A 19229-nucleotide genomic window follows, 5' to 3' on the forward strand; every position below is an offset into this window, starting at 1 on the left:
TCGGCTAACGCGCAGCGAGTACCTGGGCGATCTCCTCCAGTATCGCCGGGTCGTCGATGGTCGAGGGGGCGACGAACACTTCCTGCGCGGCAATCTTGCGCAGCACCGCACGCAGAATCTTGCCAGAGCGCGTCTTGGGCAGGCGCTTGACCACCAGCACCCGCTGCAAACACGCCAGCGCGCCAATGGATTCCCGTACCTGCGCTACCAGTTGCGTCTGCAGCACGCTGGGGCTCACGTCACTGCCGTCCTTGAGCACCACCAGCGCCAACGGCACTTCGCCCTTGATTTCATCGCTGACGCCGATCACGGCGCACTCGGCCACGTCGGCATGGCGGGCAACCAGGTCTTCCATTTCACCGGTCGACAACCGATGGCCCGAGACGTTGATGACATCGTCGGTGCGCCCCATGATGTGCACATAGCCGTCGGCGTCCAGGTAACCACCGTCGCCGGTGTGGTAGTAGCCGGGGTAGCGTTCCAGGTAGCTTTGCAGGTAGCGCGAATGATCGCCCCACAGGGTCTGGCTGCACCCCGGCGGCAACGGCAGCGCGATGACGATGGCGCCCTGCTCGCCCGGCGCCAGCAGCTCGCCTTGCTCGTCCAGCACCTGCACGTGATAGCCCGGAACCGCCCGGTTGCTCGAACCCACACGCACTGCCGAACCCTCCAGGCCCATGCAGGGCGCGGTCACCGGCCAGCCTGTTTCGGTCTGCCACCAGTGGTCGTGGACCGGCTTGCCGGTCTGCTCTTCCAGCCAGCGGTGAGTACTGGAATCGAGCTTCTCGCCGGCCAGGAACAACTGGCGCAACGAGCTCAGGTCATAGTCGCGCAACAACCGCCCTTCCGGGTCTTCCTTGCGAATCGCGCGCATGGCGGTGGGCGCGCAGAACAGCGCATTGACCCGGTATTGCTCGATCACGCGCCAGTAGCTGCCGGCATCGGGCGTGCGAATCGGCTTGCCCTCGTAGAGAATGCTGGTGCAGCCGCACATCAACGGTCCGTAGACGATCAACGAGTGACCCACTACCCAGCCGACGTCGGAAATCCCCCACCAGACATCGCCCGCGCGCATACCGTAGATGGCGCCCATGGTGAAAGTCAGGGCGACCGCGTTGCCACCGGTTTCACGGACGATGCCCTTGGGTTTGCCGGTGGTGCCGGAGGTGTACATCACGTACAGCGGATCGCCGCTGGCCATGTCCACGGCTGCGACCGGTTCTGCATCCTGCAACTGCGTCTGCCAGTCCAGATCGCGCCCGCTCTGCAGGTGCGCCAGGGCCTGCGGCCGTTGCAGTACCAGCACTTGCTGCGGGGCGTGATGTGCCAGGCTCAGGGCCTTGTCCACCAGGGGCTTGTAGGCAATCACGCGGTCGAATTCCACACCGCAGGAGGCCGTCAGTAGCAGCTTGGGCCGGCAGTCGTCGATGCGCAGCGCCAGCTCGTTGGCGGCAAAGCCACCGAACACCACCGAATGCACCGCGCCGATCCGCGCGCAGGCCAGCATCGCCATGGCCGCCTCGGGCACCATCGGCATGTAGATCACCACGCCATCACCCTTGCCCACGCCCAGGCGAGTGAGCACGCCCGCCAGCCGCGCCACGTGGTCGAGCAGCTCCTCATAGGTAAAGCGTTGCTGGACCCCCGTGACCGGTGAATCGTAGATCAGCGCCGTCTGTGCACCACGGCCGAGTGCCACCTGTCGGTCCAGGCACAGATAGCTGGTATTGAGACGGCCGTCGGCGAACCAGCGGTGGGTGCCGTCTGGCTGTACATCGAGCACGTGCTGCGGAGGGTGCGACCAGGCGACCGACCGGGCCTGTTCTGCCCAGAACCCGGCCGGGTCGGAAATGGAGCGTGCGTACGCTTGCTGATAGTTCATCGATAGCCAACCCTGGATTGTTGTTATTGAAGGGCGAGCATTGAGTATGGCTGGCGTTGGCCGAGCTGCCAGCCGACCAAGGTCGAACGGCGAACGTGGCGTGACGCCCACGAACCGCTATGATGGCCACCGCGATTTCCTTGACGACGGTTGTCCCATGAATACCCTCGAGCTGCTCGAAGCCGGCCAACTGGCTGGCGCCACCCGACTGGACCTGTCCTGCGGCCTGACCGAATTCCCCCAGGCCATCTTCACCCTGGCCGACAGCCTGGAGGTGCTCAACCTCAGCGGCAACGCGCTGACTCGCCTGCCCGATGACCTGCACCGGCTGTACAAGCTCAAGGTGCTGTTCTGCTCGGACAATCCCTTTACCGAATTGCCCGCCTGCATCGGGCGCTGTCCGCAGTTGAGCATGGTGGGCTTCAAGGCCAACCGGATCGAACACGTCCCGGCAGAGGCGCTGCCCGCTCAGTTGCGGTGGCTGATTCTCACCGACAACCGTATCGAACACTTGCCCGAAGCACTGGGCGACTGTCGGCAGATGCAGAAGCTGATGCTCTCGGGCAACCGTCTGCAGGCCTTGCCCGACAGCCTGGCGCAACTGGAAAACCTCGAATTGCTGCGGCTGTCGGCGAACCGTCTGCCGGCCCTGCCCGACTGGCTGCTGCGCCTGCCGCGGCTGGCCTGGCTGGCCTATGCCGGCAACCCGATGAGCGAAGCCTTCACCACACCGCACAGCGAAGGCACGCGCGGACACATCGCCTGGGACGACCTGCGCCTGGACGCGCAGCTGGGGGAAGGCGCTTCGGGGATCATCTACCGCGCCCATCTGGACAGTGGGCAGCCGGTGGCAGTGAAGTTGTACAAAGGAGCGATGACCAGCGACGGTTCACCGGTCAACGAAATCAACGCCTGCATGGCCGCAGGTGAGCATCCGCAACTGATCGAGGTACTTGGCCGGCTGAGCGGGCATCCCGACGGTACCGCCGGACTGGTCATGGCCCTGATCGAGCCGTCGTTTGCCAACCTGGCAGGACCGCCCAGCCTGGCGTCCTGCACGCGCGACATCTACTCGACCGATTTCGCCATCGATCGCGATGCCTTGCTGCGCCTGCTGCGGGGTATGGCCGGAGTCGGCGCCCATCTGCATGCACGCGGGATCAACCACGGTGATTTCTACGCCCACAACGTGCTGTGGCAGGAAAGTGGCGAGTGCCTGTTCGGCGATTTCGGCGGCGCCTCGTTCTACCCCGGCGACGGCGGCGAGGTATCGCAGGCACTGGAGCGCATCGAAGTCCGCGCCTTCGGCTTGCTGTTCGAAGAGCTACTGACGCGTTGCAACGAAAGTGACGATGACCTGTGGGCGTTGCAGCGCCAGTGCGTCCAGCCTCAGGTCCTGGCCCGCCCCAGCTTCGCGGAAATCACCCGAAGCCTGGATGCCTGAGTCCAGCCCGACCTACCGCGCCGAACCCGGACGCGGCTCGCGTCGCTGCTACACCGGCGGCGCAAACCCACGCCCACGGCATGCGCCGATCCCACCGCGGCGCAAACCCACGCCCACGGCATGCGCACAATCCCACCGCGGTGCAAACCCACGCCCACGGCATGCGCCCAACCCCACGGCGGCGCAAACCCACGCCCACGGCATGAGCCGATCCCTGTAGCAGCGGCGCGAGCCGCGTCGGCGGTACATGCGATCAACCTGATGCACCGCAGGTGCCGATTGAATCAGCCGGCCAGGCCTACATAGACGTTCTGCACGTCGTCGTTGCCGTCGATGGCATCCAGGAAATCCTCCACTTCGGCCAGCTGCGCGGCATCGTCCAGGGTCACCGGGTTTTTCGGCACGTAGCCGATCTTCGCCGACACCACGGTGAAACCCTGGCCCGGCAATGCCTTGCAGACAGCGTCCAGATCGGTGGTCTCGGTCAGGAACAGGAACGCGCCCTCGTCGGCCGCCTCGACTTCCTGGGCACCGGCTTCGATGGCCGCTTCCTCGGCATCGACATCGGCCGAATCCGGTGTCGCCTCGATCATCCCATAGTGATGGAAATCCCAGGACACCGAACCCTCGGCGCCCAGCGTGCCCTTGCGAAACAGCACGCGAATCTGCGAAACGGTGCGGTTGACGTTGTCGGTCAGGCACTCGACGATCACCGGCACCTGGTGCGGCGCAAAGCCTTCATACTTGACCAGCGTGTAGTTGACCGCATCGTCGCCCACGCCGGCGCCTTTCTTGATGGCACGTTCCAGCGTCTCGCGGGTCATCGAGGCCTTCTTGGCCTGTTCGATCACCAATCGCAGGCGGGCATTGGTGTCCGGATCGGTACCGGAACGTGCCGCGATCGAAATTTCCTTGGACAGCTTGCCGAAGATCCGCCCCTTGGCGTTGGCTGCTGCTTCACGATGTTTAGCTTTCCACTGTGCGCCCATTTACCCGCTCTCTTGTTCGCTTGACCCATGCGCGGGCGACTGCTGCCCGCGCGTTGCGGCGCAGTTTACCTGCCCGCCGGGAGCGGATCGACCAAAATCCGCCGGGCCCGCCATCACGCCACGCGTTCAACCCAGCGCCCGAACGCATCGATGAAACCCTGCAGGAATGGCCGGCTCTTCTCCACCACCTGCCCGTTCTCGTCGAACAGGCCACCGGCGTGCCCCAGGTACGCTTCGGGCTGCTGCATCATCGCCACGTCGAGAAACACCATGCACTGACGCAGATGCTGGTTGGCCCCGAAACCACCTACGGCGCCGGGCGAGACGCTCATCACCGCGCCTGGTTTGCCGGTGAAGTGGCTCTGGCCATAGGGGCGCGAACCCACGTCGATCGCGTTCTTCAACGGCGCCGGCACCGAGCGGTTGTACTCGGGCGTGACGAACAGCACGGCATCGGCTTCGCCCAGCGCCTGGCGAAAGGTGTTATAAGCAGCGGGGGGCGTGACATCGATGTCTTCGTTGTAGAGCGGCAGATCGCCGATTTCGACGATCTTCAGCGCCAGGTTGTCAGGCGCCATGGCCTGCAGTGCCAGAGCCACCTTGCGGTTGATGGAATCCTTCCTGAGGCTGCCGACCAGTACCGCAACCGAATAGACCTTGCTCATGTCGTTACCCTCGTAGTGGATTGATCGAGGGGTAGTTATAGATGACTTGGCCCGGTTTGTCCGCCACCAGTCCGGAACCCGCACTATTTTTCCTCGCTGGCAAAACTACCTGAATAAACAGAGGTCTACAGTGCCAGCGAGATACACGCAAAATTCTTCAGAGGTTGGAAATAAAATGGCTGCAGTGCTGGTTGGGCAATTTCATGCACGCGATGCGGAAGGTCGCATCTACCCGGTGCATGAGTTTCAGGAATCGACCCCGGCGGTCGAAGGCAGCGCGCCGACCTCCACCTACAAGCTGGCCATCGGCGATCGCGTCAATCACCTGGGCGAAGACCGTTTTCAACTGGTGCAGAGCGGCGTGGAAATCATCCGAATCCCTTGATCGCCCGTGCACCGATTTGCGTTAGCATACCTTCCGAACCCTTAGCTGGTACGGACTGCGCATGAGACTGCGCCACATCGAAATCATCCAGGCGCTCTGCCAGACCGGCGAACTCAAGAGCGCCGCGCAGATGCTCGATATCTCCACGCAAACCCTGGAGCAAACCCTGCACGATGCCGAACGGCAACTGGGGTTTCTGCTGTTCGCACGGGTTCGCGGCCATTTCCAGCCCACGCCGGAAACCCTGCGCATGCAGGCCGACATCGCCGCGGTGCAGACTCAGGTCGAACGTTTGCAACGCCTGGCCGACGGTTTGCGCGAGCACCAGGACCCTGGTTTGCACGTGGTCTGCACGGCCTCCCTGGCGCACCAGTTGTTGCCGCAGAGCATCGCGACCCTGCGCCGACGCTTCCGTGAAACGCCATGCATCCTGGGAGTCCAGAACACCGACGAGATGGTGCGCAGTCTGCTGCTGCACCAGACCGACGTCGGCCTCAGCCTGCACTGCCCCCAGCATTCCTCCATCAGCAGTCAGGTCCTGGCCGAGGGCAAGGTGCAGCTTCTGGCGCCGCAGGGATGGCTTTCTCCCAAGCATCGCTACATCGCGCTGCATGAACTCGCGGGACAGGCGATGATCGGCCTGGAAGGGGAAGATCCGCTGAGCCTGGTGCTCGAGCACAAGCTGCAATCGCTCAATCCGCCGCCGCGAATCCACACGCGGGTGCAGACCTATCCGCTGATGCGCAGCATGGTCGCAGCCGGCGAAGGCCTGGCCATCGTCGACCCGTTCACTGCGGCAGATGCGCGTGATCAAGGGCTGGACACCTGCCCACTGTCGCCCGCCGTGCCGGTGACCTTGTACGCCCTCACGCGCAACGCAGGGTCGAGCTCGGCAGCCGAGAAGACCCTGCTGGAAATCATCGCCCACCATGCCCAGGCGTTGCTCTCACCCGTCCGCGAATAACCGGTACCAGAACAGCGCCGTCTCGTGGCTGGCCGCATCGATCGCCTGATAACGCAGGTAATCGATGCCGCCCAGGCGGAAACCGCAGCGCTCGTACAGACGACAGGCCGGCAGGTTGTTGTTCTGGGTTTCCAGCATGATGCCCGGCAGGCCTTGCTTCACGGCCCAGAACCGCACCACGTCCAGCAGCGACCTGGCCACACCCAAGCCGCGCGCCGAGGCATCCACGGCCAGCTCGTCGACATAGGCGAGGTTGTTCCAGTGCCGACTGACCACCACATGACCGACCGCTTTCTCACCCAGCCAGGCCATGAAGATGGCGCCGCCAGTGTCGGGCTCGCGATAACGGGCGAACTCGGCTGGATCGATGCCATAGTCCTTGCGGTAGGCCCGTATGGACCTGAGTGGCCAATCGGCTACCGGTCGATTGAACTCGGGCGAGGCGTAGCCAGACACCTGGGCACTGAAATCGGCACCCAGTACATAGTCATCGAAGCTGGCGTCGGCCAGTCGGATGCACACTTGCGCAGAGAACGTCACCGAGTGCGCCGAGGTGGCCTATGAGCCCAGTTGCGTCCAGAGCGCATCGGCTCCGGCGGCTTTGGCGATGATCTGCAGGCGCGCCATGTGCTCGTCGAGCTCGGCCTGACTGGCGCGGATGATCGCCGTCTGCCGACGGTCCGCAGGCAGGCGACGAATCTCGCTGCCCTGCTGGCTGCTGCTGTCGCCATCGCTGGCGTTGCCGGCCAGCGACAGACTGGTCTGCCCCCCGGTCATGGCCAGGTAGACGTCCGCAAGGATCTCCGAGTCGAGCAAAGCGCCGTGCAGTTCGCGCCCGGAGTTGTCGATGCCGTAGCGCTTGCACAGCGCGTCGAGGCTGTTGCGCTGCCCCGGATGACGCTCACGCGCCATGGCCAGGCTGTCGATCACCGTGCAGTACTCGGCAATGTTGGCCCGCTCGGGCATGCCGGCGATCTTGAATTCGTTGTTCAGGAAGCCGACGTCGAAGGTCGCGTTGTGAGCAATGATCTGCGCGCCCTGGATGAACTCGTAGAATTCGTCGGCGACCTCGGCGAAACGGGGCTTGCCGACCAGAAACTCGTCAGTGATGCCGTGCACGCCAATGGCGCCCTCGTCACTGGGTCGGTCCGGCTGCACGTAGACGTGAAAGTTGCGCCCGGTCAACCGGCGTCCCATCAATTCGACGCAGCCGATCTCGATCACGCGATGGCCATCGGTGACCGGCATACCGGTGGTTTCGGTGTCGAATACTACGGAACGAACGGCCATGGGCAAAAACTCTCGAGCGGGTAAGCGGAAATCAGGGGTAAAACGAAGAGCTGTCGGTTCGAGAAGATCGAACCGCATGCGGTGAAACTCTAGCACAGCACGGCAGGCGCTCCCAGCGACCTGCCTCGGGCTATCTGACTGGCTGCCCGGCTACGCCTGACGCATCCCCCGCACTTCATCGACCCCGCGGTTGGCCAGGTCATCGGCGCGTTCGTTGCCCGGATGGCCGTTGTGGCCGCGGACCCACTGCCATTTCACTTCATGGCGATTGACCTGTTCATCGAGCTGTTGCCACAGGTCGGCGTTCTTGACCGGCTGCTTGGCGGCGGTCTTCCAACCGCGTTTCTTCCAGTTGACCATCCACTCGTTGATGCCTTTCATCACGTATTCGGAGTCGGTCACCAGCAGCACGCTGCAGCCACGCTTGAGCTCCTGCAGGCCGCGAATGGCAGCGGTCAGCTCCATGCGGTTGTTGGTGGTGGTGCTCTCGCCGCCCCACAACTCTTTCTCCACGCCCTTGCACACCAGCAACGCACCCCAGCCACCCGGGCCCGGATTGCCCTTGCAGGCGCCGTCGGTGAAGATTTCCACAGTGTCACTCATCAGGCTTTTCCATCGATGTTCGGATTGTCTCGGTTGACCTTGGCCATTGGCAGCGGCAACAGCTTGCCCATGGGCTCGCGGCGTTGCTGCACCAGTGGCCGCAGCCCCACCACCATCTTGCGCGCGACCAATATATAGAAGCCTCCGCCGCCGCTCTGCCACTTGCCGGCAACCCGCTCCAGACCGGCGAGACGCGCCTGCCAGCTGGGCGAAGCAAGCGGCGGACGATAACACCCGAACCGGCGTTTCTCCAGCCCGAAGCCCAGCAGGTTCAGCCAGTCGGCGACCCGCGAGGCGGAGAAACAGCGGGCCTTGTGCAGGGCGTCCTTGGCGAACACCCGCCGTGCGCCCCACGCGCTCCACGGGTTGATGCCGACGATCAGCAGGTGCCCGCCTGGCCGTACCGCGCTGGCCGCCTCGCGCAGCAGGCCATGGGGCGACAGGCTGAAATCCAGCCCGTGCTGCAGCACCACGACGTCGGCGGCGTGTTCGCCCAGGGGCCAGGCCTGTTCCTCGCAGACAATCTCGACCCCTGGAAACGGCGCGCCCATGCGCACGTTGCGGTGGATCTGCCCGGCCACCGGTGGCGGCTCGGCGCTGGGGCCGTAGTGCACCAGGTAGCCACCGAAGAAACGCGCCAGCTCTTCCTCGAGCAGGCGCTGCTCCTCACGCAGCAGCAGCTGGCCATGCGGCCCGGCGAACCACTCGCGGGCCTGGCCGATCAGGTCCAGCCACTGTGGGTCGGCCTGGGCAAAGGCGGTATCGGTCATGACGATCTCCCACGCTGAGGTTCACCTAATGCCGACGCAGCACTAAGATGGACCATTAATCGAAATCAAGCGAACCGAGCCATGATACAGATTCAAGCGCTGAACGCTTTCTCCGACAACTACATCTGGTTGTTACAAGACACTGCGGCGGGCGAATGTGCAGTGGTGGATCCGGGCGACGCCGGGCCGGTCGAGCGATGGCTCGACGCCCATCCCGACGTGCGCCTGACCGACATCCTCATCACCCATCACCACAATGACCATGTGGGCGGCGTCGAAGCGCTCAAGCGCCGCACCGGTGCCCAGGTCAGCGGGCCCGCCCAGGAATCGATACCGGCCCGCGACCGCGCGCTGCACGACGGCGACACCTTGGACGTGCTCGGTCTGCACCTGCAGGTGCACGACGTACCAGGGCACACGGCAGGTCATATCGCCTTCTATCACGCCAGCGATACCCAGCCCCTGCTGTTTCCGGGCGATACGCTGTTCGCCGCCGGCTGCGGTCGCCTTTTCGAGGGCACGCCGCAGCAGATGCACGCCTCGCTGTCGCGCCTGGCCCAACTGCCTGACGACACTCAGGTCTACAGCGCCCACGAGTACACCCTGAGCAACCTGAAATTTGCCGCGGCGGTCGAGCCAGGCAATCCCGACATCGTTCAGCGGCTGCAAGAGGTCACCGCGTTGCGTGAGCGCAACGCTATCACCCTGCCCACTTCGATCGGCCTGGAAAAGCGCACCAACCCTTTTCTGCGGGTTGCTGAAACATCCGTTAAACAAAAAGCGGACGAACGGGCCGGAACGGCTCATGGCACGGCGCAGGCGGTGTTCGCAACCTTACGTAGTTGGAAAGATAAGTTCTGAAGGCCGCTGATTTGTGTCGGAAATTTCTCAAAGGTTGACCGACCTTCGGTCACTTTCTAGAATCGCCCGACATTTTCGCGCGGAACTATCCTCCAGCCAATGTCGTCATCCATACGCACAACCCTCAAGTCCGACGCATTGACGCGACTGGCCCAAGCGATCGCGGTCACCCTGTGCGCCGGTCTGGCCGGTTGTCAGAACACGGCGAGCGTCTCTTCAGGCACTGGCCAGGACGCCCGCCCCTATGCGCTGACCGCCCACGTGCGGCCCAAGCCGATCTTCGTCAACCAGGCCCAGGCCAAGAAGGCCCCGCACGATGTGTGGGAGCGCATCCGCGACGGTTTCCAGCTGCAAGACAGCATTGCCATGAACCCGCGCGTCGAGCAGCAGCGCCTGTGGTTCGTCAGCAACCCGTCGTTCCTGGAAAGCGCCAGCGGTCGCGGCAGCCTGTACATGCACTATATCGTCGAGCGCCTGGAAGAACGCGACATGCCGTTGGAGCTGGCCCTGCTGCCAGTCATCGAAAGCGCGTTCAACCCTATGGCCTACTCGCGCTCAGATGCCTCCGGGCTGTGGCAGTTCATTCCCTCCACGGGTCGCTACTTCAACCTGCGCCAGACCAACTTCTACGACGGCCGTCGCGATGTCACCGCCTCCACCGGCGCGGCATTGGACTACCTGAGCAAGCTGCACGAGATGTTCAACGGCGACTGGCTGCTGGCCCTGGCGGCCTACAACGCCGGCGAAGGTACGGTCAGCCGGGCCATGGAGCGCAACGAGAAACTGGGCCTGCCCACCGATTACTGGAACCTGCCACTGCCGCAGGAAACCCGTGACTACGTGCCCAAGCTGCTGGCCCTGGCCGAACTGGTGCAGTCGCCTCAAGCCTACGGTGTGAACCTCAACCCGATCGCCAACCAACCTTACTTCGATGTGGTGGAGGTCAACCAGCGCGTCGACCTGTCGCGCGTTGCGGCACTGGCCGGCATCGACGAAGACGAGATGTTCCAGCTCAACCCGGCGTTCAAGAAGCGCGTGACCATGGAGCCCACCCAGCACCTGCTGGTGCCCACGGCCAAGGCGCAATTGCTGACCGCCAGCCTGTCGAACATGAAGCCCGAAGAACTGCTGACCCTGGCCCCTGCCCAGCGTGTCTTCGACGAAGTGGCGGTGGTACAGCCCAGCCGACCCAAGTCGTACACCGTGCGCCGCGGCGACAACCTGGCGTCGATCGCCAAGGCGAACAAGGTCGACACCCGTGACCTGCAGCGCTGGAACCGCCTGACCGGCAAGAACCTCAAGGTTGGTCAGACCCTGGTGATGCAGGCCGAGACACAAGCCAAGGGTCGGGTGGTAGCCAAGGCTGGGTCGGCCGCCAGCGATGCGCAGAAAACCACCACCTACAAGGTGCGCAAGGGTGATTCACTGTACTTGGTCGCCAAGCGCTTCAACGTCGAGATGCAGCACCTCAAGCGCTGGAATCCGCGCAGCGGACACGCGCTCAAGCCCGGCCAGACCCTCACGGTCTACCTGAACCGTCGCTGAGTGCGCCTGACCCCGCAACGATCCGCTCTGGCGGACGTTGCAGGGACGGCCGCATGCCATCACCACTCTTCTTCCTGCTGAGACAAACTGTTACTGTAAGCGCAACAAAGTCATTGCCGACCGGTTCGGATTCATGAATTGATGCGTCCCCTCCTTCTCAGCCTGCTGGGCCTTGCGTTGAGCACCTGTGCCAACGCGACGATCACCCAGAGCCATGGCTATGCGCAATTCGGATCGCTCAAATACCCGGCTCGCTTCAGCCACTTCGATTGGGTCAACGCCGACGCTCCCAAGGGCGGCACCTTGCGCACGATGGCCTCCGGCACCTTCGACACGCTCAACCCCTATACCTTCAAGGGCATCAGCCCGGTCCAGACCGCCAACTTCCTGCAGTACGGCATCAACGAGCTCAACGAGCCGTTGATGGTCGGCACCGGGCAATACGCGCCTTCGGGTGATGAACCCACCTCCAGCTACGGCCTCATTGCCCAATCGGTGGAATACAACGAAAGCCGCAGCTGGGTCGTGTTCAACCTCAGGCCGCAGGCGCGCTTCAACGATGGCCATCCGATCACCACCGCGGACGTGGCGTTCTCCTACCGAACGCTGTTGAGCCAGGGTCATCCGATGTACCGGACCAACCTGCAGGAAGTGCTGCGGGTCGATGTGCTGAGCCCCACGCGGATCCGCTTCGTGTTCAAGCGTTCGGGCAACCCGCTGCTGATCCTGCGCCTGGGCGAGTTGCCGATCCTGCCCAAGCACTACTGGCAAGGTCGGGACTTCCAGGCCACCACCTTCGAGGTGCCGGTGAACAGCGGCCCGTATCGGATCACCCAGGTGGTGCCGGGCAGAAGGCTGGTGCTGGAGCGGGATCGCAACTGGTGGGGCAAGGACCTGCCGGTCAATCGCGGCAAGTACAACTTCGACCGCATGGAAGTGGAGTTCTACCGGGACAGCGACGTAGCCTTCGAAGCGTTCAAGGCGGGCGAGTTCGACATCTACATCGAGCACCAGGCCAAGAACTGGACCAACGGCTACGACTTTCCAGCCGTGCGCCGCGGCGACGTGATCAAGGCGCAGATCCCCCACAAGATCCCGACGCAGACCCAGGGCCTGTTCTTCAATACCCGTCGCCCGGCCTATAGCGATCCACGCGTGCGCGAGGCGCTGGGCCTGCTGCTGGATTTCGAATGGACCAACCGCGCCCTGTTCAGCGGCGCCTATCGGCGCACCGAAAGCTACTACCCCAACAGTGAATTCGCCGCCACCGGCCTGCCCAGCGGCAAGGAACGTCTGCTGTTGTCTGCGTACAAAAGCGCGCTGAGCCCGGCCTTGTTCCTTGAGGCGCCAAGCATGCCCGCCACCGACGGCAACGGCATTCCCCGGGCCACGCTGCGCCAGGCACTGCACCTGCTTGGCGAGGCCGGCTGGACGTTGCAGGGCGACCGCCTGCGCAATGCCGCGGGGCAGCCGCTGCGCCTGGAGATCCTGCTGGTCAATTCCAATCTGGAGCGCATCCTGGGCCCCTATGTCGCCAACCTGGCCAGCATCGGCGTGCAGGCCAACCTGCGCAGCGTGGACCGCGCGCAGTACAAGCAGCGCTTGGACCAGTTCGATTTCGACATGATCTCGCTGACCCTGCCGCAGACCCTGAGTCCGGGGCTCGAGCAATGGCAGTACTTTCACTCCAGCCAGGCCGCCGTGCGCGGCAGCAAGAATTACGCAGGCATCGCCAACCCGGTGGTCGACCGTCTGCTCGAACAGTTGCTCGCCGCCCAGAGCCGCGACGACCAGGTGGCCGCCGCCAGGGCGCTCGACCGCGTGCTCCTGTCGCAGCACTACATGGTTGCCAACTGGTACCTGGACTACCACCGCCTGGCGTACCGCAGCCGGTTGGCCTTCGTCACCACCCCGCCGTACACCCTGGGCCTGAGTGCCTGGTGGATCAAGCCTACGGAGAAGATTCGATGATGCCCTTACGTGCCCTGAGCAAGGCCCTGAGCGCTGTCGCGCTGTGCATCGCCGCCAGCGTGGCGCACGCCGCGCCGCAGCATGCACTCACGCTGTACGACGAAGCGCCCAAATACCCTGCGGACTTCAAGCACTATGACTACGTGAACCCCGACGCCCCCAAGGGCGGCACCTTTCGCCAGAAAGGCGTGGGCAGCTTCGACAGCCTCAACCCCTTCATCAGCAAGGGCGTGCCCGCCGACGACATAGACCTGATCTACGACACCCTGGCGCGGCGGAGTCTGGACGAGCCCTTCACCGAGTACGGCCTGGTGGCCGGCCGCATCGAGAAAGCTCCGGACAACAGTTGGGTGCGCTTCTACCTGCGTCCCGAGGCGCGTTTCCACGATGGTCAGCCCATGCGCGCCGAAGACGTCGTGTTCAGTTTCCAGACCCTGATGCAAAGCGGCTCGCCGCTCTACCGAGGCTACTACGCCGATGTCGCCGATGTCGTCGCCGAAGACCCGCTGCGGGTTCTGTTCAAGTTCAAGCACAGCAACAACCGGGAACTGCCGCTGATCCTCGGTCAACTGCCGGTACTGCCCAAGCATTTCTGGCAGGGCCGAGACTTCACCAAGGGCAGCCTGGACATCCCCCTGGGCAGTGGTCCCTACAAGGTTGCCGAGGTCAAGGCGGGCCGCTCGATACGCTACGAGCGGGTCAAGGACTACTGGGCCCGCGACCTGCCGATGAACCGCGGGCTGTTCAACTTCGATGTGCTCGATATCGAGTACTACCGCGACAGCACTGTGGCCCTGCAAGCCGGCAAGGCCGGGCAATTCGACTTCTGGCTGGAAAGCAGTGCGAAGAACTGGGCCACCGCCTACGGCATCCCGGCAGTGCGCGAGAAACGCCTGTTGCGCGAGGAAATCCCCAACGGCAACCCGACCGGCATGCAGGGCTTCGTCTTCAACCTGCGCAAGCCGCTGTTCCAGGACGTGCGCGTGCGCGAGGCTCTGGCGTTGGTGTTCGATTTCGAGTGGACCAACAAGCAACTGTTCAACGGCGCCTACCTGCGCACCGACAGCTATTTCGAGAACTCCGAGATGGCGGCTTCCGGCCTGCCCAGCCCGGCCGAACTGAACATCCTCGAACCGCTGCGCGGACAGATTCCCGAACGTGTCTTCGATACGCCGTTCAGCAACCCGGTCACCGACGCCAGCGGCATGCTGCGCGAGCAGCAACGCCAAGCCTACAAACTGCTGCAGGAGGCCGGCTGGCGCATCGTCGACGACAAGATGGTGGATGCCCAGGGCACACCGGTGAAGATCGAGTTCCTGCTGACCCAGGCCGACTTCGACCGGGTGCTGTTGCCCTACAAGCGCAACCTGGCGGATCTGGGCATCGAACTGGTGATCCGGCGTGTCGATGTCTCGCAATACGTCACCCGGGTTCGCTCGCGCGACTTCGACATGATGGTCGGCAGCTTCGCCCAGTCCACCTCGCCCGGCAATGAGCAGCGCGAGTACTGGGCCAGCTCCAGTGCCGACAAGCCGGGCAGCCGCAACTTCATGGGCCTCAAGGACCCGGCCATCGACAGCCTGGTGGAGAGCCTGATCAATGCTTCCTCGCGCCAGGACCTGATCGACCACACCCGCGCCCTGGACCGGGTACTGCTCTGGGGCCACTACGTGGTCCCCAACTGGCACATCAAGACCTGGCGCGTGGCGTACTGGAACCACATCGGCCACCCCGCCATCACGCCGCGCTACGACATCGGCGTGGAAACCTGGTGGAGCAAGCCCCAGGCCACGCCTGCGGTCACCACCACGCCTTCAGGGACGCCATAAGATGCTGGCCTACATCCTGCGCCGACTGCTGCTGATCATCCCCACGCTATTGGGGATCCTGATCATCAATTTCGCCATCATCCAGGCCGCGCCCGGCGGGCCGGTGGAACAGATGATCGCCAAGCTGGAGGGGTTCGACGGCGCCACCAACCGGATCGCCGGTGGCGGTGCCGAAGTGGCGGTCGCCGGTTCCAGTTACCGCGGTGCACAGGGCCTGGATCCGGCCCTGGTGCAGGAAATCGAGAAGATGTACGGCTTCGACAAGCCGGCCCCCGAACGCCTGTGGATCATGATCAAGAACTACGCGCGGCTGGACTTCGGCAGCAGCTTTTTCCGCGACGCCAAGGTCATCGATCTGATCGTGGAAAAGATGCCGGTGTCGATCTCGCTGGGCCTGTGGAGCACCTTGATCATGTACCTGGTGTCGATCCCCCTGGGCATCGCCAAGGCCACCCGCCACGGCAGCCATTTCGACGTCTGGACCAGCTCGGCGATCATCATCGGCTACGCCATTCCCGCGTTCCTGTTCGCCATCCTGTTGATCGTGGTGTTCGCCGGCGGCAGCTACCTGGACTGGTTCCCGCTGCGCGGCCTGACCTCCAACAATTTCGAGGAGCTGAGCTGGGGCGGCAAGGTACTCGATTACTTCTGGCACCTGGTGCTGCCGGTCAGCGCGCTGGTCATCGGCCACTTCGCCACCATGACGCTGCTGACCAAGAACAGCTTCCTCGACGAAATCGGCAAGCAATACGTGGTCACCGCCAAGGCCAAGGGCCTGAGCAATCATCGTGTGCTGTACGGCCATGTATTCCGCAACGCGATGTTGCTGGTGATCGCCGGCTTCCCCTCGGCCTTCATCGGGATCTTCTTCACCGGCTCCCTGCTGGTGGAGGTGATCTTCTCCCTCGACGGTCTGGGCCTGATGAGCTTCGAGGCGGCGATCAACCGCGACTACCCGGTGGTGTTCGGCACCCTGTTCATCTTTACCTTGTTGGGGCTGGTAGTGAAACTGATCGGCGACCTTACCTACACCCTGGTCGATCCACGCATCGACTTTGGCCACAGGGAGCACTGAGATGAACCTGTCTCCCCTCAACCGACGCCGCTTCGAGCGGTTCAAGGCGAACAAGCGTGGCTGGTGGTCGCTGTGGCTGTTCCTGGTGCTGTTCGGCCTGAGCCTGGGTGCCGAACTGATCGCCAACGACAAACCGCTCGCCGTGCGCTACGACGGCGAATGGTATTTCCCGGCCTTCAAGCGCTATCCGGAAACCACCTTCGGCGGCGAGTTTCCCCTGGAAGCCAACTACAAGAGCCCCTACATCCGTGAGCTACTGGCGGCCAAGCAGAGCTGGACGCTGTGGGCGCCGATTCCGTTCAGCTACCAGAGCATCAACTACGACCTCAGCGTACCGGCACCGGCGCCGCCGTCCGCGCAGAACTGGCTGGGCACCGACGACCAGGGCCGCGACGTGCTCGCGCGGGTGATCTACGGCTTCCGCATCTCGGTGTTGTTCGCCCTGACCCTGACCATCGCCAGCTCGGTCATCGGGGTGATCGCCGGGGCGTTGCAAGGCTTCTATGGCGGTTGGGTGGACCTGGCCGGCCAGCGTTTTCTGGAAATCTGGTCCGGCCTGCCGGTGCTGTACCTACTGATCATCCTGGCCAGCTTCGTGCAGCCCAATTTTTGGTGGCTGCTGGGCATCATGCTACTGTTTTCCTGGATGAGCCTGGTGGACGTGGTCCGCGCCGAGTTCCTGCGCGGCCGCAACCTGGAGTACGTGCGCGCCGCTCGCGCGCTGGGCATGCAGAACGGCGCCATCATGTTTCGCCATATCCTGCCCAACGCCATGGTTTCGACCATGACCTTCATGCCGTTCATCCTCACCGGCGCAATTGGCACCCTGACCGCGCTGGATTTTCTCGGCTTCGGCCTGCCTGCCGGCTCACCGTCGCTGGGCGAGCTGGTGGCCCAGGGCAAGTCCAACCTGCAAGCGCCCTGGCTGGGCATCAGCGCCTTCACCGTGCTGGCCCTGATGCTCAGCCTGCTGGTGTTCATCGGCGAATCCGCCCGTGACGCCTTCGACCCGAGGAAATGACATGCGCCAGGACAATCTGATCGAGGTCCGCGACCTGGCCGTCGAGTTCGTCGCCGGTGAGAGCCGCCAACGCGTGGTCGAGAACATCAGCTTCGATATCCGCCGGGGCGAAACCCTGGCGCTGGTGGGCGAAAGTGGCTCGGGCAAATCGGTGACGGCGCACTCCATCCTGCGCCTGCTGCCCTACCCGCTCGCCCAGCATCCCAGCGGCACCATTGCCTACAATGGTCGCGATCTGTTGACGCTGCCGGAAAAACAGCTCAGGCAGATTCGCGGCAATCGCATCGCCATGATTTTCCAAGAGCCGATGAGTTCGCTCAACCCGCTGCACAACATCGGCAAGCAGATCGGCGAAGTGCTCGCTCTGCACAAAGGGCTGACCGGAGCAGCCGCTACCCAGCGCACCCTGCAGTTGCTGGAACTGGTCGGCATCGGCGAACCGCACAAACGGCTCAAGGCATTGCCACACGAGCTGTCAGGCGGCCAGCGTCAACGCGTGATGATCGCCATGGCCCTGGCCAACGAACCTGAATTGCTGATCGCCGACGAGCCCACGACCGCGCTCGACGTGACGGTGCAGCTGAAGATCCTCGAATTGCTCAAGGAACTGCAGGCCCGACTGGGCATGGCCCTACTGCTGATCAGCCACGACCTGAACCTGGTGAAGAGAATTGCACACCGGGTATGTGTCATGCAGCGCGGTCGCATCGTCGAACAGGCTAGCTGCGAAGAATTGTTTCGCGCACCACAGCATTCGTACACACAGGTGCTGCTGGGGGCCGAACCCAGCGGAGCGCCTGCGGCAACGCAGATCGGCGAGCCGATTCTGTCGATCGACGACCTGCGCGTCTGGTTTCCCATCAAAAAGGGGGTTCTGGGGCGCACCGTGGATCACGTCAAGGCCGTCGACGGCATCCAGTTCGAGCTGCCCCGTGGCCAGACCCTGGGCATCGTCGGCGAAAGTGGCTCGGGCAAGTCGACGCTGGGCCTGGCCATCATGCGCTTGATCGCCAGCCGTGGCTCGATCCGCTTTCAGGGTGAGGCCCTGGACGGCCTGCCCCAGCAGCAGGTGCGCCCGCTGCGCAAGCAGATGCAGGTGGTGTTCCAGGACCCCTTCGGCAGCCTCAGCCCGCGGATGAGCGTGAGCCAGATCGTCGGCGAAGGCCTGCGAATACACAAGATCGGCAACGAAGCCGAGCAGGAACAGGCTATCATTGCCGCGCTCGAAGAGGTTGGGCTGGACCCACAGACCCGGCATCGTTACCCTCACGAGTTCTCCGGCGGGCAGCGGCAACGTATCGCCATTGCCCGGGCCTTGGTTTTGAAGCCGGCGTTGATCCTGCTGGACGAGCCCACATCGGCGCTCGACCGCACCGTTCAACGCCAGGTAGTGGAGCTGTTGCGTTCACTGCAACTGAAATACAACCTGACCTATTTGTTTATCAGCCATGACCTGGCGGTAGTCAAAGCGCTGAGCCACCAGTTGATGGTGATCAGACACGGTCAGGTCGTCGAACAAGGGGCGGCGCGGGATATCTTTGCCGCGCCGCAGCACCCTTATACACAGCAGCTGTTGGAAGCAGCCTTTTTGGCCCCAACGGCTGTCGATTAACCTGAAGAGGAACAACACATGGGTTTTCTCGCCGGTAAGCGCGTCCTGATCGTCGGTGTCGCCAGCAAACTGTCCATCGCATCCGGCATCGCTGCCGCCATGCATCGCGAGGGTGCTGAACTTGCCTTCACCTACCAGAACGAAAAGCTCAAGGGCCGCGTCGAGGAATTCGCCGCAGGCTGGGGCTCCAGCGCCGATCTGTGCTTCCCTTGCGATGTGGCCAGCGATGCTGAAATCGCCTCGGTCTTCGAAGCCCTGAGCAAGAAGTGGGACGGCCTGGACGTCATCGTTCACTCCGTCGGCTTCGCCCCGGGCGACCAGCT

18 protein-coding genes are annotated in these 19229 nt (G+C 63.6%); 11 read left to right on the forward strand and 7 right to left on the reverse strand.

Annotation, left to right across the window (positions count from 1 at the left end):
- Positions 1-4: 4 nt before the first annotated feature.
- Entirely contained in the window at positions 5-1882 is a 1878-nt protein-coding gene (locus tag B2V21_RS18935; protein ID WP_286917689.1) for a propionyl-CoA synthetase, read from the reverse strand.
- A gap of 157 nt (positions 1883-2039) precedes the next feature.
- Between B2V21_RS18935 and B2V21_RS18940 the strand changes: the two genes are divergently transcribed.
- Positions 2040-3326, forward strand: coding sequence for a leucine-rich repeat-containing protein kinase family protein (locus B2V21_RS18940; RefSeq protein WP_286917690.1), 1287 nt, complete (start codon positions 2040-2042; stop codon positions 3324-3326).
- Positions 3327-3610: 284 nt separating this feature from the next.
- Here the strand turns inward: B2V21_RS18940 and B2V21_RS18945 are convergent, their stop codons facing one another.
- Both B2V21_RS18945 and B2V21_RS18950 read right to left on the reverse strand, forming a co-directional pair.
- Entirely contained in the window at positions 3611-4315 is a 705-nt protein-coding gene (locus tag B2V21_RS18945) for a YebC/PmpR family DNA-binding transcriptional regulator (RefSeq protein WP_090359250.1), read from the reverse strand.
- Positions 4316-4428: 113 nt separating this feature from the next.
- Positions 4429-4980, reverse strand: a complete 552-nt coding sequence (locus B2V21_RS18950; RefSeq protein WP_056843571.1) for an NADPH-dependent FMN reductase — start codon at positions 4978-4980, stop codon at positions 4429-4431.
- Between the two features lie 175 nt (positions 4981-5155).
- Here B2V21_RS18950 and B2V21_RS18955 point away from each other — a divergent pair, with 175 nt between their 5' ends.
- Together B2V21_RS18955 and B2V21_RS18960 are read left to right on the forward strand one after the other, a co-directional pair.
- Positions 5156-5365, forward strand: coding sequence for a hypothetical protein (locus tag B2V21_RS18955; protein ID WP_043185963.1), 210 nt, complete (start codon positions 5156-5158; stop codon positions 5363-5365).
- A 61-nt stretch (positions 5366-5426) separates the two neighbouring features.
- Positions 5427-6329, forward strand: a complete 903-nt coding sequence (locus B2V21_RS18960; RefSeq protein ID WP_286917691.1) for a LysR family transcriptional regulator — start codon at positions 5427-5429, stop codon at positions 6327-6329.
- Here the strand turns inward: B2V21_RS18960 and B2V21_RS18965 are convergent.
- The 4 genes from B2V21_RS18965 to B2V21_RS18980 form a co-directional block, all read right to left on the reverse strand.
- Entirely contained in the window at positions 6312-6869 is a 558-nt protein-coding gene (locus B2V21_RS18965; RefSeq protein ID WP_286917692.1) for a GNAT family N-acetyltransferase, read from the reverse strand. The two genes, B2V21_RS18960 and B2V21_RS18965, sit on opposite strands and share 18 nt — an antisense overlap.
- Positions 6870-6887: 18 nt before the next feature.
- Complete coding sequence (gene dnaQ / locus B2V21_RS18970; protein ID WP_286917693.1) at positions 6888-7619, reverse strand: DNA polymerase III subunit epsilon; 732 nt, start codon at positions 7617-7619, stop codon at positions 6888-6890.
- A gap of 150 nt (positions 7620-7769) precedes the next feature.
- Complete coding sequence (gene rnhA / locus B2V21_RS18975) at positions 7770-8222, reverse strand: ribonuclease HI (protein ID WP_043185945.1); 453 nt, start codon at positions 8220-8222, stop codon at positions 7770-7772.
- Positions 8222-8992, reverse strand: a complete 771-nt coding sequence (locus B2V21_RS18980; protein ID WP_049858837.1) for a methyltransferase domain-containing protein — start codon at positions 8990-8992, stop codon at positions 8222-8224. The genes rnhA and B2V21_RS18980 overlap by 1 nt, the downstream gene beginning before the upstream one ends.
- 81 nt (positions 8993-9073) lie before the next feature.
- On the opposite strand from B2V21_RS18980, the gene gloB reads away from it, so the two are divergent.
- From gloB to B2V21_RS19020, 8 genes are all read left to right on the forward strand, one after another.
- The gene (gene gloB, locus B2V21_RS18985) at positions 9074-9853 is read left to right on the forward strand and encodes a hydroxyacylglutathione hydrolase (protein WP_286917694.1); all 780 of its coding nucleotides are present in this window, start codon (positions 9074-9076) and stop codon (positions 9851-9853) included.
- 99 nt (positions 9854-9952) lie between these two features.
- Entirely contained in the window at positions 9953-11398 is a 1446-nt protein-coding gene (locus B2V21_RS18990; RefSeq protein WP_286917695.1) for a lytic transglycosylase domain-containing protein, read from the forward strand.
- Positions 11399-11536: 138 nt separating this feature from the next.
- On the forward strand, positions 11537-13369 hold the full coding sequence (locus B2V21_RS18995) for an extracellular solute-binding protein (protein ID WP_286917696.1): 1833 nt from the start codon (positions 11537-11539) through the stop codon (positions 13367-13369).
- Positions 13366-15198 carry an extracellular solute-binding protein gene (locus B2V21_RS19000; RefSeq protein WP_286917697.1) on the forward strand — a complete coding sequence of 611 codons (1833 nt, stop codon included), beginning with the start codon at positions 13366-13368 and terminating at the stop codon, positions 15196-15198. Before B2V21_RS18995 ends, B2V21_RS19000 begins: the two co-directional genes overlap by 4 nt.
- A 1-nt stretch (position 15199) precedes the next feature.
- On the forward strand, positions 15200-16273 hold the full coding sequence (locus tag B2V21_RS19005; protein WP_049858842.1) for a microcin C ABC transporter permease YejB: 1074 nt from the start codon (positions 15200-15202) through the stop codon (positions 16271-16273).
- 1 nt (position 16274) lies between these two features.
- Positions 16275-17294, forward strand: coding sequence for an ABC transporter permease (locus B2V21_RS19010; RefSeq protein WP_049858843.1), 1020 nt, complete (start codon positions 16275-16277; stop codon positions 17292-17294).
- Between the two features lies 1 nt (position 17295).
- On the forward strand, positions 17296-18906 hold the full coding sequence (locus B2V21_RS19015; RefSeq protein WP_286917698.1) for an ABC transporter ATP-binding protein: 1611 nt from the start codon (positions 17296-17298) through the stop codon (positions 18904-18906).
- Positions 18907-18924: 18 nt separating this feature from the next.
- Positions 18925-19229, forward strand: a 305-nt coding sequence (locus B2V21_RS19020) for an SDR family oxidoreductase (protein WP_286917699.1), incomplete at its 3' end; no start/stop codon positions are given.

Source organism: Pseudomonas sp. UBA6276 (assembly GCF_002438365.1).
Taxonomy (GTDB): domain Bacteria; phylum Pseudomonadota; class Gammaproteobacteria; order Pseudomonadales; family Pseudomonadaceae; genus Aquipseudomonas; species Aquipseudomonas coleopterorum.

Excerpts from the sequence above, each read along its gene's own strand:
- B2V21_RS18990 (WP_286917695.1), top strand. The coding sequence starts at position 9,953 with ATGTCGTCATCCATACGCACAACCCTCAAGTCCGACGCATTGACGCGA.
- gloB (WP_286917694.1), top strand. The coding sequence starts at position 9,074 with ATGATACAGATTCAAGCGCTGAACGCTTTCTCCGACAACTACATCTGG.
- B2V21_RS18950 (WP_056843571.1), bottom strand. The coding sequence starts at position 4,980 with ATGAGCAAGGTCTATTCGGTTGCGGTACTGGTCGGCAGCCTCAGGAAG.
- B2V21_RS18955 (WP_043185963.1), top strand. The coding sequence starts at position 5,156 with ATGGCTGCAGTGCTGGTTGGGCAATTTCATGCACGCGATGCGGAAGGT.
- B2V21_RS19005 (WP_049858842.1), top strand. The coding sequence starts at position 15,200 with ATGCTGGCCTACATCCTGCGCCGACTGCTGCTGATCATCCCCACGCTA.
- B2V21_RS18960 (WP_286917691.1), top strand. The coding sequence starts at position 5,427 with ATGAGACTGCGCCACATCGAAATCATCCAGGCGCTCTGCCAGACCGGC.
- B2V21_RS18935 (WP_286917689.1), bottom strand. The coding sequence starts at position 1,882 with ATGAACTATCAGCAAGCGTACGCACGCTCCATTTCCGACCCGGCCGGG.
- B2V21_RS19015 (WP_286917698.1), top strand. The coding sequence starts at position 17,296 with ATGCGCCAGGACAATCTGATCGAGGTCCGCGACCTGGCCGTCGAGTTC.
- B2V21_RS18945 (WP_090359250.1), bottom strand. The coding sequence starts at position 4,315 with ATGGGCGCACAGTGGAAAGCTAAACATCGTGAAGCAGCAGCCAACGCC.
- B2V21_RS19010 (WP_049858843.1), top strand. The coding sequence starts at position 16,275 with ATGAACCTGTCTCCCCTCAACCGACGCCGCTTCGAGCGGTTCAAGGCG.
- B2V21_RS18940 (WP_286917690.1), top strand. The coding sequence starts at position 2,040 with ATGAATACCCTCGAGCTGCTCGAAGCCGGCCAACTGGCTGGCGCCACC.
- rnhA (WP_043185945.1), bottom strand. The coding sequence starts at position 8,222 with ATGAGTGACACTGTGGAAATCTTCACCGACGGCGCCTGCAAGGGCAAT.
- dnaQ (WP_286917693.1), bottom strand. The coding sequence starts at position 7,619 with ATGGCCGTTCGTTCCGTAGTATTCGACACCGAAACCACCGGTATGCCG.
- B2V21_RS18980 (WP_049858837.1), bottom strand. The coding sequence starts at position 8,992 with ATGACCGATACCGCCTTTGCCCAGGCCGACCCACAGTGGCTGGACCTG.
- B2V21_RS19000 (WP_286917697.1), top strand. The coding sequence starts at position 13,366 with ATGATGCCCTTACGTGCCCTGAGCAAGGCCCTGAGCGCTGTCGCGCTG.